The sequence below is a fragment of the Variovorax sp. V116 genome (genome assembly GCF_041154435.1).
GTDB lineage: Bacteria > Pseudomonadota > Gammaproteobacteria > Burkholderiales > Burkholderiaceae_C > Variovorax > Variovorax paradoxus.
This window is the reverse complement of sequence record NZ_AP028661.1, coordinates 4,833,830-4,847,532: the sequence shown is the minus strand read 5'-3', so window position 1 is coordinate 4,847,532 and position 13,703 is coordinate 4,833,830. Positions and strand designations below refer to the sequence as shown.

14 protein-coding genes are annotated in these 13,703 nt (G+C 68.9%); 5 read left to right on the top strand and 9 right to left on the bottom strand.

Features of this window, described 5'->3' with window-relative positions:
• The first annotated feature begins 86 nt into the window (after positions 1 to 86).
• Complete coding sequence (mdtD, locus tag ACAM58_RS23180; protein WP_278875008.1) at positions 87 to 1,517, top strand: multidrug transporter subunit MdtD; 1,431 nt, start codon at positions 87 to 89, stop codon at positions 1,515 to 1,517.
• 16 nt (positions 1,518 to 1,533) lie between these two features.
• Here mdtD and ACAM58_RS23175 read toward each other — a convergent pair whose 3' ends face one another.
• Together ACAM58_RS23175 and ACAM58_RS23170 are read right to left on the bottom strand one after the other, a co-directional pair.
• The gene (locus ACAM58_RS23175; RefSeq protein WP_369663635.1) at positions 1,534 to 2,661 is read right to left on the bottom strand and encodes an anhydro-N-acetylmuramic acid kinase; all 1,128 of its coding nucleotides are present in this window, start codon (positions 2,659 to 2,661) and stop codon (positions 1,534 to 1,536) included.
• A gap of 31 nt (positions 2,662 to 2,692) precedes the next feature.
• Positions 2,693 to 4,033, bottom strand: a complete 1,341-nt coding sequence (locus tag ACAM58_RS23170) for a M23 family metallopeptidase (protein WP_015867435.1) — start codon at positions 4,031 to 4,033, stop codon at positions 2,693 to 2,695.
• A 157-nt stretch (positions 4,034 to 4,190) separates the two neighbouring features.
• On the opposite strand from ACAM58_RS23170, the gene tyrS reads away from it, so the two are divergent.
• Positions 4,191 to 5,423: a tyrosine--tRNA ligase gene (gene tyrS / locus ACAM58_RS23165; RefSeq protein ID WP_018906186.1), complete on the top strand. Its 1,233-nt coding sequence runs from the start codon at positions 4,191 to 4,193 to the stop codon at positions 5,421 to 5,423.
• A gap of 34 nt (positions 5,424 to 5,457) precedes the next feature.
• On the opposite strand, the gene ACAM58_RS23160 is transcribed toward tyrS, so the two are convergent.
• The gene (locus ACAM58_RS23160) at positions 5,458 to 6,075 is read right to left on the bottom strand and encodes an OmpA family protein (protein WP_369663634.1); all 618 of its coding nucleotides are present in this window, start codon (positions 6,073 to 6,075) and stop codon (positions 5,458 to 5,460) included.
• On the bottom strand, positions 6,072 to 6,566 hold the full coding sequence (locus ACAM58_RS23155; protein ID WP_341461361.1) for a FecR family protein: 495 nt from the start codon (positions 6,564 to 6,566) through the stop codon (positions 6,072 to 6,074). The genes ACAM58_RS23160 and ACAM58_RS23155 overlap by 4 nt, the downstream gene beginning before the upstream one ends.
• Before the next feature lie 140 nt (positions 6,567 to 6,706).
• Between ACAM58_RS23155 and ACAM58_RS23150 the strand changes: the two genes are divergently transcribed.
• Together ACAM58_RS23150 and dtd are read left to right on the top strand one after the other, a co-directional pair.
• On the top strand, positions 6,707 to 7,621 hold the full coding sequence (locus ACAM58_RS23150; RefSeq protein ID WP_369663633.1) for a cation diffusion facilitator family transporter: 915 nt from the start codon (positions 6,707 to 6,709) through the stop codon (positions 7,619 to 7,621).
• Positions 7,618 to 8,058: a D-aminoacyl-tRNA deacylase gene (dtd, locus tag ACAM58_RS23145; protein WP_307595648.1), complete on the top strand. Its 441-nt coding sequence runs from the start codon at positions 7,618 to 7,620 to the stop codon at positions 8,056 to 8,058. Before ACAM58_RS23150 ends, dtd begins: the two co-directional genes overlap by 4 nt.
• A gap of 18 nt (positions 8,059 to 8,076) precedes the next feature.
• Here the strand turns inward: dtd and ybeY are convergent, their stop codons facing one another.
• Both ybeY and ACAM58_RS23135 read right to left on the bottom strand, forming a co-directional pair.
• A complete protein-coding gene (gene ybeY, locus ACAM58_RS23140) occupies positions 8,077 to 8,535 on the bottom strand; it encodes an rRNA maturation RNase YbeY (RefSeq protein ID WP_369663632.1) in 459 nt (152 codons plus the stop codon).
• Position 8,536: 1 nt separating this feature from the next.
• Complete coding sequence (locus ACAM58_RS23135; RefSeq protein ID WP_369663631.1) at positions 8,537 to 9,487, bottom strand: PhoH family protein; 951 nt, start codon at positions 9,485 to 9,487, stop codon at positions 8,537 to 8,539.
• Positions 9,488 to 9,507: 20 nt separating this feature from the next.
• On the opposite strand from ACAM58_RS23135, the gene ruvA reads away from it, so the two are divergent.
• The gene (gene ruvA / locus ACAM58_RS23130; protein WP_369663630.1) at positions 9,508 to 10,080 is read left to right on the top strand and encodes a Holliday junction branch migration protein RuvA; all 573 of its coding nucleotides are present in this window, start codon (positions 9,508 to 9,510) and stop codon (positions 10,078 to 10,080) included.
• A gap of 22 nt (positions 10,081 to 10,102) precedes the next feature.
• Here ruvA and ACAM58_RS23125 read toward each other — a convergent pair whose 3' ends face one another.
• Genes ACAM58_RS23125 through ACAM58_RS23115 form a run of 3 tightly spaced genes read right to left on the bottom strand, consistent with a single transcriptional unit; the run spans position 10,103 to position 13,702 of the window.
• Positions 10,103 to 11,095, bottom strand: a complete 993-nt coding sequence (locus ACAM58_RS23125; RefSeq protein WP_369663629.1) for a Bug family tripartite tricarboxylate transporter substrate binding protein — start codon at positions 11,093 to 11,095, stop codon at positions 10,103 to 10,105.
• 25 nt (positions 11,096 to 11,120) lie between these two features.
• Positions 11,121 to 12,371, bottom strand: coding sequence for an alkyl sulfatase dimerization domain-containing protein (locus ACAM58_RS23120; RefSeq protein WP_369663628.1), 1,251 nt, complete (start codon positions 12,369 to 12,371; stop codon positions 11,121 to 11,123).
• Entirely contained in the window at positions 12,368 to 13,702 is a 1,335-nt protein-coding gene (locus ACAM58_RS23115) for a DUF1254 domain-containing protein (RefSeq protein WP_369663627.1), read from the bottom strand. The genes ACAM58_RS23120 and ACAM58_RS23115 overlap by 4 nt, the downstream gene beginning before the upstream one ends.
• Position 13,703 lies beyond the last annotated feature (1 nt).

Sequence of the window (13,703 nt, the reverse complement as noted above, 5' to 3'; positions counted from 1 at the left end):
GCCCCCGCCAGCCTTCGTTCCTTGAAAAAAGCCGCCTTCGGGCGGCTTTTTGCTGCCTGCCGCTTTTCCTTCCCCCTCGCTGCCCCATGACATCCGCCGCCACGGCCATCGATCCTGCCCGCAAGAGCCTGCTCTGGCTCGTGGCGATCGGCTTCTTCATGCAGACGCTCGACGCCACCATCATCAACACCGCGCTGCCCGCCATGGCCGCGAGCCTTGGCGAAAGCCCGCTGCGCATGCAGTCGGTGGTGGTGGCCTACGCGCTGACCATGGCAATGCTGATTCCGGCCTCGGGCTGGATCGCCGACAGGTTCGGCACGCGGCGCGTGTTCTTCTCGGCCATCGTGCTGTTCGTCGTCGGCTCGGTCCTGTGCGCCTTGTCGGTGGGCGTGGGGCAGCTGGTGGCTGCGCGGGTGGTGCAGGGCCTGGGCGGCGCCTTGCTGCTGCCGGTAGGGCGGCTGACGCTGCTGCGCACGGTGCCGCGCGGGGAGTTCCTGCAGGCGATGAGCTTCGTTGCCATTCCGGGGCTGATCGGGCCGCTGCTCGGGCCCACGCTGGGCGGCTGGCTGGTGCAGTACGCCTCCTGGCACTGGATCTTCCTGATCAATGTGCCTGTGGGGTTGGCGGGCTGCCTGGCAACGCTGCGCTTCATGCCCGACCTGCGCGGGGCCATCCAGCGCCGCTTCGATGGCGCGGGCTATGCGATGCTGGCCTTCGGCATGGTCGCGATCTCGCTGGCGCTCGACGGTGTCTCGGGCGCGGGGCTGCGCCAGGTCAGCGTGCTGCTGTTGCTGGTGTTCGGCTTTGCGAGCGTGGTGGCCTATTGGCTGCATGCCGCGCGCCGGCCCGAGCCGCTGTTCTCGCCCTCGCTGTTCGGCGTGCCCACGCTCAGCATCGGCTTGCTCGGCAACCTGTTCTCGCGGCTCGGCAGCAGCTGCATGCCGTTCATGGTGCCCCTGCTGCTGCAGGTGTCGCTGGGCTATTCGCCGCTTCGGGCGGGGCTCATGATGCTGCCGATCGCGCTGGCCGGCATGGCCATGAAGCGTTTCGCGACCCCGCTGATCACGCGCCACGGCTACCGCAAGGTGCTGGTGGCCAACACCGTGCTGGTGGGCCTGGCGATGGGCAGCTTCGGCCTGACCGGGCCGGACCAGCCGGCTGCGCTGCACATCCTGCAGTTGCTGGCCTTCGGCGCTGTCAACTCGCTTCAGTTCACGGCCATGAACACCATCACGCTGAAGGACCTGGACGGCAGCATGGCCAGCAGCGGCAACAGCCTGCTCTCGATGGTCCAGATGCTTGCAATGAGCCTTGGCGTGGCGGCTGCGAGCGCAGTGCTGGCCGGCTACAACGGTGTTTTTGGCCTCGAGACGGCAAAGCAGACGCTCGATGCCTTCCAGGCCACTTTTGCCACCATGGGGCTCGTCACGATCGCTTCTGCGCTGATCTTCTGGCATTTGCCAGCAGAAGTGCGTGCCGCCCATCCCGCCCAGCCCGAAGTTTCAGGCCAGGGGTGAGGGCAACTTCGCCCGGTCAGGCCGGATAGATCGCCCCGAGCACGCGCCCGCCTCTTGCGCCTGTCACGCTGGCCAGGTTGCCGGCTTCGCGCCGCAGGGTGCTGCGGGCCAGCCAGGCAAAGGCCGCGGCCTCGACCTGCAGCGGAGGCAGGCCGTGGGCCGTGGAGGCGGCCACTTCCACGCCGGGCAAGTGCGCGCGCAGGCGCTCGATCAGATGGTCGTTCAGCGCTCCGCCGCCGCAGACGATCAGCAGTTTGCTATCGCTTCCATAGCGGAGAACGTCGGCTGCACATACGCTGGCGGTGAATTCGGTCAGGGTGGCCTGCACGTCGGCGGGCGCCGCGCCGATGGCCGGGGCCAGGCAGGCGGAAAGCCATGCAGGATTGAACAGGTCGCGCCCGGTGCTCTTGGGAGGCGCCTTTGCAAAATACGGATCGGCCTGCAGCCGCGCAAGCAGGCCGGGCAGCACCTGTCCGCTGGCGGCCCACCGGCCGCCGCGGTCGAAGGGCTGGCCGGTATGGAGCTGGCTCCAGTGGTCCATCAGGGCATTGCCGGGGCCGCAGTCGAAGCCGAGCACCGCCGGCTCCCCCGGCGCATCGGCCGCGGGCAGCAGGCTCAGGTTGGAAATGCCGCCGATGTTCAGCACCGCCACGGGTTGGCCCGCGCGCGCGAACAGTGCGCGGTGGAAGGCCGGCACCAGCGGCGCGCCCTGTCCACCCGCCGCCAGGTCGCGGCTGCGGAAGTCCTCCACCACGTCGATGCCGGTCAGCTCGGCCAGCAGCGAGGGGTTGTTGATCTGCAGGGTGTAGCCGACGCCGTCGAACTCGGTGGGCCGGTGGCGCACCGTCTGTCCGTGCGCGCCGAGGGCCGCCACCTGGCTGGCAGGAGTGCCGCTGTCCGCCAGCAGCTGGCTGGCGACGCCGGCATAGATCCGGGCCAGGCCGTTGCCGGCCAGCGCGGCGCGATGGAGTTCGTTGTCGCCGGGGGTGTTGAGCGCCATCAGCTCGGCCCGCAAGGCGGCCGGAAAGGGCGCCGTGGCATAGGCCCGCACGGCGATGCGGCCATCCGCGAAATCGGCCAGCACGCCATCGACCCCGTCGAGCGAGGTGCCGGACATCAGGCCGATGAACAGTTCGCCGGCCACGTCGATGGGAAGGCGAGCCGCGCGCCGGGGCTCAGTCCGCGCTGGCCTGGATGACCGAGAAGGCGGCCGCCAGCTCGGTGCGCGCGCCGACCGCAATGCGCTCGAAGGCCGGGCGCAGGGAAGCCGTGATGGGCGCGCCGCCCTCCTGGGCGATGGAGGTCGGATCCTGGTATTCGCCGTTCACGCGGAACTCGAAGTGCAGGTGCGGGCCGGTGGCCCAGCCGGTGGAGCCCACGGCACCGATCGTCTGGCCCTGGGTGATGCTCTCGCCGGCCTTGACGTTGATGCGGCTCAGGTGGGCGTAGGCCGTCTGCTGGTTGTTGCGGTGCTTGATGATGACGATGTTGCCGTAGCCGCTTTGCGTACCCGCGAAATCGACCGTGCCGTCGCCGACGCTGCGCACCGCGGTACCCGTGGGGGCTGCGAAGTCGATGCCGTTGTGCTGGCGCCAGCTGTTGAGGATCGGGTGCATGCGCATTGCGAAGCCGCTCGACACGCGCGAGAACTCGACCGGCGAGCTCAGGTAGGCCTTGCGGAGGCTATCGCCGTTCGGGCGGTAATAGCTGCCCTTTTGGCCCTGGGGCTGGAACCACACGGCCTGGTGCACCTTGCCGCCGCTCTCGAACTCGGCCGAGAGCACGCGGCCGCTGCGCAGCGCCTGGCCGTCGGCCTCGAAGGTTTCGTAGACCACGGCGAAGCGGTCGCCCTTGCGCAGCGCGCGCACGTCGACGTCGCCCGCGAAGATGTCGGCCAACTGGCTGGCCACCGCGTCGGGCACGCGGGAGTCGTCGGTGGCGGCGAACAGCGAGGTGCGGATGACGCCGCTGGCCAGGCGCGTGCCCGGCGTCAGCGTGTCGCGCTCGGTGAGCGCCACGAAGCCGACCGGCGTGCGCTCGATGACGAAGCGCTTGAAGCCGCCGTCGCCGTCGGGAATCCAGCGGGCGCTCAGCTTCTTGAGCTGGTTTTCCTGCGTGGCTTCGGCTGTGACGGTGCGCCCGGCGCGGGCGAACAGGGCATTGCGGGCTTCGCTGCTGCCGCGCACGAAGGCGGTGGCGGCCGGGTCGGAGATGCCCAGGCGCTTCAGCAGGGCCTCGGCCGTGTCGCTGGAGCGCGTGATGTCGGTGCGAAACAGCGTGAAGCTGAAGTTTTCCAGCGATTCGCTCTGTTCGGCGAAGGACAGCGGAGCGGTCGCTTCGAGGACCTGCTGCACCGGGAGGTCGGCGGCGTCGGGGCCCAGGGAGGCCACCGCCAGGGTTCCGGCGCTCAGCAAGGCAGCCGCGATGAGCGCGGTGATCTGCTTGGGATAGGTCCGGAATGTATAGGCCACGCGAGAAGCCAAAAGCTCCTCGGCGGCGAGAATGCCGTTGATCAAACTATGAATTCCAGCTCAGGTTCTGCAAATCCGCGCTGCAAAGCCCAGGTCGGACGGGGCGGCAGGGCGGTGCGGAAAAAGCGCCGCTTAGAATTCGGCGCTAGAAAAGTCGGGCTGAGTATAGCTTCGGCAACCTGAAAATCAGCTAAAAAAGCCTATGAATGCCGAATCTGTTACATCCACAAGCCTCTCGGATGGTGTAAGACGAGCGCTCGAAATATCGCTCAGGGGCACCGACGAACTGCTGCCGCAGGATGAATGGGTGCGCAAGCTGCAGCGCTCGGAAGCCAGCGGGACGCCGCTGCGCATCAAACTGGGGCTCGATCCGACCGCCCCGGACATCCACATCGGCCACACGGTGGTGCTCAACAAGATGCGGCAGCTGCAGGACCTGGGGCACCGGGTCATCTTCCTGATCGGCGACTTCACGACCACCATTGGCGATCCCTCGGGCCGCAACAGCACCCGCCCGCCGCTGACCCGCGAGCAGATCGAGGCCAACGCCCAGACCTACTACCGGCAGGCCAGCCTGGTGCTGGACCCCGAAAAGACCGAGATCCGCTACAACTCCGAGTGGAGCGACCCGCTGGGCGCCCGCGGCATGATCCAGCTGGCCGCCAAGTACACGGTGGCGCGGATGATGGAGCGCGACGACTTCAACAAGCGCTTCAAGGCCGGCCAGTCGATCTCGGTGCACGAATTCCTCTACCCGCTGATGCAGGGCTATGACTCGGTGGCCCTGAAGAGCGACCTCGAGCTGGGCGGCACCGACCAGAAGTTCAACCTGCTCGTCGGCCGGCATCTCCAGCAGGAATACGGCCAGGAACCGCAGTGCATACTCACTATGCCGTTGCTGGAAGGGCTCGATGGCGTCGAGAAGATGTCCAAGAGCAAGAACAACTACATCGGCATCAGCGAAGACGCCAACACCATGTTCGCCAAGGTGCTGTCGATCTCCGACGAGCTGATGTGGCGCTGGTACACGCTGCTGAGCTTCCAGTCGCTCGCGCAGATCGAGGCGCTCAAGGCCGAGATCGCGGCCGGCCGCAATCCCAAGGATGCGAAGGTGGCGCTGGCCAAGGAAATCACCGCGCGCTTCCACAGCGCGGCCGCCGCCGAGACCGCGGAACAGGATTTCATCAACCGCAGCAAGGGCGGCGTGCCCGACGACATTCCCGAGCTGTCGCTGGGCGGGGCCCCGCTGGGCATCGCGCAGCTGCTCAAGCAGGCCGGGCTCGCGCCTTCGGCCTCCGAAGGCAACCGGCTGATCGACGGCGGCGGCGTGCGCGTCGACTCGGTGGTGGTCAGCGACAAGGCGCTCAAGCTGCCCGCGGGCCGCTACGTGGTGCAGGTGGGCAAGCGCAAGTTCGCGCGCGTGACCCTCGGCTGAGGGGCCGCCGGCTGGCGCACCGCGCGCTTGGCCGTCAGCGGACTTCGATCGTGACGCGCCGGTTGCGCGGCTCGTCCACCTCGTCGGCGGTGGGTACCGCGAGTTCGCGCTCGCCGCGGCCCACGGCCTCGATGCGCTTGGCCGGGAACTGCCGTTCCACGAAAAGCTGCACCACTTCCTGCGCGCGCCGCTGCGAGAGCATGTCGTTCTGCTCGAGCGCGCCCTTGGTGTCGGTGTGCCCGGTCACCACGATGTCGCTGCCGCTGCGGCTTTGCGCGGCCATCAGCGCTTCGTTCATGACCTGTTGCGACGCAGGCGTGAGCGTGGTGCCGCCCACTTCGAAATACACCGTGTAGCGCTGCGGCGCGGGCGGCCGCATGTCGAACAGGACCTTGTGGTCCGCCTGCACCTTGGCCGGGTCGGCCTGGTCGACCACCGGCGCGCCGGAGGCGCCTACCGCAGCGGTTGCGCGCTGATAGGGCCTGGAAAGAACTTCCTCGCCGTCCTTTGCGCGCACGATCACGGCAGAAGGCTTGTCGTCCGCCTGGGGCAGCAGCACCACGCGGGTGCCCGGCGTCGAGCATGCGGCCAGCAGCGCAGTGGCCAGCGTGGCAGCAAGAAGAAAGGTCCGGTCCGTCGTCGTCTTCCTCATGGCTGGCCGTCGCTCTGCACGATGAAGTCGGTTCCGCGAATGCCGATGGTGGCGGTTTGCGTCTCCACCCGTATCGCGTCGGGGTTGGTCTTGCCGATCAGGCCGGTGATCATGCGCATCGAGCCGCGCAGCAGCGAGACCAGCACGCCGCCTTCGTGCGTGGTGGCGTTGAAATGGAATTCCTTCAGGTCCAGCCGCGACGAAGGCCCGACCACCAGCGTGGTGTCGTCGCGCAGGACCACGGAGGCGGAAGAATCGGGGCCGGTCACGATGCGGTCCACGGCGGCCAGCGCATCGCCCGCATTGGCCGCGCGGGGCGTGCCGGCGGTACTGAGCAGCTGCACGTTGCCCCGCACCGATTTCACGAACCCTGCCTGTGGTTCTGCAGTGGGCATGGAGCCTGCAGGACGCGCAGGCGCCTGCGTCTGCGCCAACGCCGCTGCGCCCCAGAAGGCGAAGCCTCCCACGGCGATCAGGATTTTTTTCATCATCATTCTTCTGCGAATGTCTCGCGGTGCCACAAATATTAAATACATGGAGTCGGCGGATGGAGGCCGCGCTCGATAATTCGATCGCGGATGCGGACCTTTGCCGCATTCTTGCCGACTTTTATCGCCAACGCCTTTCCTGCATGACTTTCACGCCCAAGACGCTGCTTCGTGTTTCCGTGGTGGTTGCGCTCGTCACCATCCTGCTCAAGGGCCTGGCGGGCTATGTGACAAACTCGATGGGCCTGATCTCCGATGCGATGGAGTCCTTCGTCAACCTTGCCAGCGCGATGTTCGCGCTGGGCATGGTGACCATCGCCTCGCGGCCGGCCGATGAAGACCATCCCTACGGCCACCACAAGGCCGAATATTTCTCTTCGGGCTTCGAGGGCATCCTGATCGTCGGCGCCGCGGCCGCCATCCTCTGGGTCTCGGTGCAGCGGCTGCTTGCGCCGCAGCCGCTCGAGCAGCTGGGCTGGGGGCTCGGACTCTCGGTGGTCAGCTCGGGCTTCAACGCGGCCCTGGCTTTTGCGCTGTTCCGCGCCGCGCGGACGCACCGCTCGATTGCGCTCGAAGCCGATGCGCGGCACCTGATGACCGACGTGTGGACCTCGGCCGGGGTGGTGGTCGGCATCGTGGCCGTGCACTTCAGCGGCTGGCTCTGGCTCGACCCGGTGCTGGCCATTGGCGTGGCGCTCAACATCGTGCGCGAAGGCGTCAGGCTGGTGTGGCGCTCGTCGCAGGGACTGATGGACGAGGCGCTCGACGCCGAGACCATTGCCACGCTGCGCGCCACGCTCGACCAGTTTGCCGCACGCATGCCGGAAGGCACGCGCATGCGCTTCGACGACATGGTGACGCGGCGCGCGGGCCAGCGCCGCTTTGCCGACCTGCACATGCATGTGCCCGGCGAGTGGACGCTGCAGCATGCCGCCGCGATGCGCGACGAGCTGGAACAGGCACTGATGGACGCCGTGCCGGGCCTGCGCGTGACCATTCAGCTGCTGCCGCTGGGCATGGAAGCGCGCGGGCCGCGCATCGAGGAGGAAGCCGCATGAAAGCCATCGTCCAGCGCGTGGCCAGCGCGCGCGTCGACATCGCAGGGCAGACCGTCGGCGCGATCGGCGCCGGCCTGCTCGTGCTGCTGTGCGCCGAGCGCGGTGATGCCGATGCCATGGCCGACCGCATGCTTGCCAAGCTCCTGAAGCTGCGCATCTTTTCGGACGAGGCGGGCAAGATGAACCGCAGCGTGCAGGACATCGGCGGCGGACTGCTGGTGGTGAGCCAGTTCACGCTGGCGGCCGACGTGAGCGGCGGCAACCGGCCCAGCTTCACGCAGGCGGCAGCGCCCGACGAGGGGCGGCGGCTCTACGACTATTTCGTGGACCGGGCCCGCGCCGCCCATCCGTTGGTGGCCACCGGCGAGTTCGGCGCCGACATGCAGGTGCACCTGGTCAACGATGGGCCGGTCACCATCCCGCTGCAGATGGCGTAGCGCCGCCGCGCGCGGGCCTCAGCGGCCGTACGGATTGCGGATGCCGAGGCCTGCGAGGATCTCGATCTCGCGCGCTTCCATGGCTTCGGCGTCGGCCTCGCCGGTCTCGTGGTCCCAGCCCTGCGCATGCAGCGTGCCGTGAACCAGCAGGTGCGCGTAATGCGCGGCCAGGGTCTTGCGGTGCTCCTTCGCCTCGCTCGCGACCACCGGCGCGCACAGCACCAGGTCGGCCATCACCATCGGGCTCTGGGTGTAGTCGAAGGTCAGCACGTTGGTGGCGTAGTCCTTGCCGCGGAACTCGCGGTTCAGGCGCTGGCCTTCCTCGGCATCGACGATGCGCACCGTGATCTCCGCGTCGATCTCGAGTGCATGGCGGATCCAGCGCGTGACGCTGTGGCGCGGCAGCGCGGCGCGGTGCCGTTCGACGCCCTTGAAGCGCGCGAACTGAAGCGAAAGGGACAGTGCGGGCAGCGCCATCTCAATGCGCTCCGCTGCGCTTGCGCTGCCCGTCGTAGGCATCGACGATCTTGGCCACCAGCGGATGCCGCACCACGTCGGCGCTGGTGAAGTGCGTGATCGAGATGCCGTTCACCCGCCTGAGCACGCGCTCGGCATCGATGAGCCCGCTCAGCTGCTGCTTGGGCAGGTCGATCTGGCTCACGTCGCCCGTCACCACCGCCTTGGCGCCGAAGCCGATGCGCGTGAGGAACATCTTCATCTGCTCGACCGTGGTGTTCTGCGCTTCGTCGAGGATGACGAAGGCGTTGTTCAGCGTGCGCCCGCGCATGAAGGCCAGCGGCGCTATCTCGAGCGCATTGCGCTCGAAGGCCTTCTGCACCTTCTCGTAGCCCATCAGGTCATAGAGCGCGTCGTACAGCGGGCGCAGGTAGGGGTCGACCTTCTGCGTCAGGTCGCCGGGCAGGAAGCCGAGGCGCTCGCCCGCTTCCACCGCCGGCCGCGTGAGCACGATGCGCTGCACCGCGGCGCGCTCCAGCGCATCGACCGCGCAGGCCACCGCGAGGTAGGTCTTGCCGGTGCCGGCCGGGCCGATGCCGAAGGTGATGTCGTGCTTGGCGATGTTGTCGAGGTACAGCGCCTGCGTGGGCGTGCGCGCGCGCAGGTCGGCGCGGCGGGTGACGAGCAGGGCCGAGTCCTCGTCGCTCATCGAGCCGTCGCCCGCGAGCGTGAGCTGCACCACGGCCGGATCGATCGGGCGCTGCGCGATCTCGTAGAGCGCCTGCAGCACGTCCATGGCGCGCTGCGCGGCGGCCTTGGGGCCGTCGACCTTGAACTGCTCGTGGCGGTGCGCGATCTTCACGCCCAAGGCCTCCTCGATGCGGCGCAGGTGCGCGTCCAGCGGGCCGCACAGGTGGCCCAGGCGCGAGTTGTTGGGGGGAGCAAAGGTGTGTCGCAGAATCACGCCGGACATTTCAAGGAAAAAGGGCACCCATGATAGGCAAACTCACCGGCATCCTGGCCGAGCGCAACCCACCGCAGGTGGTGGTGGACTGCAACGGCGTCGGCTACGAGGTCGATGTGCCGATGAGCACGTTCTACAACCTGCCCGGCACCGGAGAGCGCGTTTCGCTGCTCACGCACTTCGTGGTGCGCGAGGACGCGCAGATTCTCTACGGTTTCGGCACCGCCGAGGAGCGTGCGGCCTTTCGGCAACTCATCAAGATCAGCGGCGTGGGCCCGCGCACCGCGCTCGGCCTGCTGTCGGGCATGAGCGTGGGCGAGCTGGCGCAGGCGATCACCACGCAGGAGCTCGGCCGGCTCGTGAAGATCCCGGGCATCGGCAAGAAGACCGCCGAGCGGCTGCTGCTCGAACTCAAGGGCAAGCTGGGCGCCGACATCGGCCTGCCCGCCCATGCGGCCACCGACGCGCAGGCCGACATCCTGCAGGCGCTGGTTGCGCTGGGCTACAGCGACAAGGAAGCCGCGCTGGCGCTCAAGGCGCTGCCCAAGGACGCGACGGTGAGCGAAGGGATCAAGCTGGCGCTGAGGGCATTGGCGAAATAACCGGGCGCGTGCGCGGCGCCGGTCATTCGGGCGTCAGCCCGATCTCCTTCACCAGCGCGCCCCAGTCGCGCATGTCCTTCTGGATCGTCGCCGCGAACTGCTCGGGCGTGTTCTGCGGCAGGTCGTTGAAGTTCAGCTCATACATGCGGCGCACCACCGCAGGGTCGCGCAGCACCTGGTTCACGGCTTCGTTGAGCTTCTTCACGACGGCCGGCGGCGTCTTGGCCGGCGCCAGCAGGCCGTACCAGGCGTAGGTGGTGAAGGGGTAGCCGCTCTCGGTCATGGTCGGCACGTCGGGCAGCATCGGGATGCGCGAGGGGCCGCTGTTGGCCAGCGCGCGGATGCGGCCGGCACGCACGATCTCCACGGTCGACGAGATGTCGGCGAACGCCGCATCCACCTGGCCGCCCACCAGGTCCTGCACGCAGGGGCCGCTGCCCTTGTACGGTACGTGCGTCATCACCAGGCCGGCCTGCTTCTTGAGGCTTTCCATCGCCAGGTGGCCGCCCGAGCCGTTGCCCCAGGAGCAGTAGCTCAGCTTGTCGGGCCGCGCCTTGGCGTAAGCGACGAACTCCTGGATCGTTTTCACCGGCAGGTCCTTGCGCACCAGCAGCAGGTTGCCGCCGCGCCCGACCTGCGCCACCGGCGCAAAGTCCTTCAAAGGGTCGTAGGGCAGCTTCTTGTAGAGGCTGGGGTTCACCACCATGGCCGCGGCATAGGTGAACAGCAGCCGGTAGCCGTCGGGCGCTGCGCGCGCTGCCAGGTCGGTGCCGAGGATGCCGTTGGCGCCCGGGCGGTTGTCGACGATGAAGGTCTGCTTCAGCTTCTTGCCGAGTGCGTCGGCGATCAGGCGCGCGATGGTGTCGGTGCCGCCGGCCGGCGCGGTAGGCACCACCAGCGTCACGGGCTTGTCGGGGTAGCTGTCGGCCTGCGCATGGCTGGCGGCGGTCAGTGCGGCCAGGCCGCAGGCGGCGAGCGTGCGCAGGCTGCGGCGCAAGGATGTTGTGCTTGTCATAGTCCGTGTCTCCGATGGAAAGGCTTCAGCGGATGCCGAAGCGCGCCTGCGTGCCTTGTTCGATCATGTCCGCGCCGACCCGGTACAGGTTGCGCGAGACGTAACTGGGCACTTCGCGCGCACGCTCGCGCAGCCATTCGGCCTTGAGCGAGCGCGCCTCGGCGATCTCGGGCGCGTCGCCCTCGGCGGTGGCCAGCAGGTCGATCACGTGCAGCGCGAGCTGCCACTGCTTGGCCGCCGCCAGCTTGCGCGCCTGGTCGACCACGCCGCGCTTGTCGGTGATGGCGTCGGCCACGGCGCGGCCGATGGCCTCGGGCGCGGCCGGGTGCAGCGAGGTCGGGTTGCGGTCCCACCAGCCGTTCTCCGAGCGGTAGATGTCGCGCACGATGTAGCCGGGGTCGCCGTAGGTGGGCTTCATCCAGTCGACCGCGAAGAGCTCGTCGGGAAAGCGGATGCGCGCCAGGATGTCGCGCTCGTTGAGCCCTTCGTTCATGAGCCGCACCACCTCGGCGCGCAGCCAGCGCAGCGCGCGGGCCGTGTGCAGGAGCACGTGCTGCACCTGCTCTTCGCCTTCGAGCGTGGCGCCGAATTCGCGCACCGCCTTGCGCGGTTTCAACGCCGCCAGCGCCTCCAGCGTGTCGGCCCAGCGCACCGTGTCGCGCATCGTGCGAAAGGGCGTGCCGATGTTGGGAATGGAGTCGATCAGCGCCGCGCCGCCGTACAGCACGCGCTGCGCGGGGCTCCAGAGCGCGATCGCATCGTCGGTTTCCGACGGTGCCCAGCGCAGCTCGATGCGGCGCTCGCCGCTGCCGATCTGCAGCAGGCCGTCGAAGGTTTCGGTCGGCGGGTGCATCACCAGGCGGTGGTCGAAGAAGCCCGCGGGGCGGTTGAACTGGATCTCGGCCATGCGGTGCTGCAGGGCCAGCGTCTCGCGGTAACGCGCCAGGCGGCGCGGCACGTTGCGGTGCGCAATGATTCGCGGCGGCGCATCGCCACGCGCGGCGGCATGGGCCAGCCACATCGGCACGCCGGCGTTGTAGCCGATGTGGCCATGGCTGAAGCACAGCGCATGCACCGGCGCGTCGCTGAGCTGGCGCAGCGCATCGATCATGCCCTCGGTCACCGAGCCGCCCGGCCCGGCGTCGACCACGACCAGGCCCGCGTCGGTCTCGGCCACGAACGATTGGCCCTGCCCGCGCAGGATGTGCAGGCCCGGCGCCACGGTCTCGGTGCCGGTGCCGACGATGAGGAAGGGCTTTTCAGCGGTGGCGGTCATGCGGTTTCCTTGGTGACGGTGAGGGGCGGCAGCAGGTAGTGGCCCTCGAGCAGTTCGGCGCGCGGCACGTAGGCGCGCAGGCAGAGGTAGAAGCGGCCTTCGGGCGCCGGCAGCCAGTTGGCCTGCGCAGCCTCGCCCTCCGGCCGGGCGTGCTGGATGTGCAGCGTGAGCCCGCCGTCCGCATCGCGACGCAGGCCCGGCGTACGGTCGCCGATGGCGTAGCGGTCGATCGGGTTGTCGACCAGCATGTAGTCGCGCGTGTCGTACATCGTGAGCGACCAGAAGGCCTCGACCGGCGGCAGCGCGCCGGGTGCAAAGCGCAGCATGTAGCGGCGCTGGCCGGTAAGGGCCTCGCCCGCGGCGTCGTGCCAGGCCATCGGGTAAGTGGCCTCGCGGCTTTCGAGCATGCCGATGTACTTGAGCGCGACCAGCGCGCGCGCCAGGTGGTCCTCGCCAAAGGAACCTTCCACCAGCGGCATCTGCACCCAGCCTGAGGCCGTGGTGCGGCCCGACTGCGCTTCGCGCAACCGCGGCAGCACGGTGTCGAGCGCGGCCTGCAGCGCGGCGCGCTGGCCGTCGTCGAGCATGCCGGCGCCGGGGCCGATCCCGAGCGCGGCATAGCGCGCAAGCAGCGCCGCATCGCCGGCCGGCGGCGTGTTGTCGCGCAGCGCCGCGTTCACCTGCGCGGCGAAGTGATCGGCCGTGAGCGGCGCCTTCGGATCGCAGGCCGGGTCGAAGGCGCGCGGCTTCGAAGCGCGGCCGGCCTGCCAGTCGGCCAGCGTGCGCACGACAAAGCCGTCTTGCAGCGCATTGACGGCGGGCACGTCCTGCGGGCCATCGACCAGCAGGCGCCCGATGATCCACAGCCAGCGCGTGGGCGCCTCGATGCGCGCGCCCGGTGCGTCGAAAGCCGCGGGCAGCGGGCCGCGCCATCCCGGCGGCGTGACCACGAAGGACCGTGCCGCCGTGCCCGTGAGGCGCTGCCCGAGGTGGGCGAAGGGGTTGGTGAAGAAGTCGAGCAGGCCCAGCACGTAGTAGCGGCCGGCGGTGTCGGGCACGTCGATCACGAGCGGGCCGTCGCCCAGGTCGAGCCAGGCGTTGGTGTAGAGCGTGTCGTTGTTCGGCGTGACGACGCGGCTCTTGCCTGCGCGCAGCAGCTGGCGCGCGTGCGTGAACACGTTGCACCAGCGCTGCGGGCGCGGCGCCTCGCCGGCGGCATCGGTGCGCTGCGGCGAGGTGGCCGCGCGCATGCGGCACATCTCGTAGAGCGGGTAGGCGTAGACCACGGCCTCTTCGGCCAGGGCTTGAAGGGTGTCGGTGTGCGGCTGCATC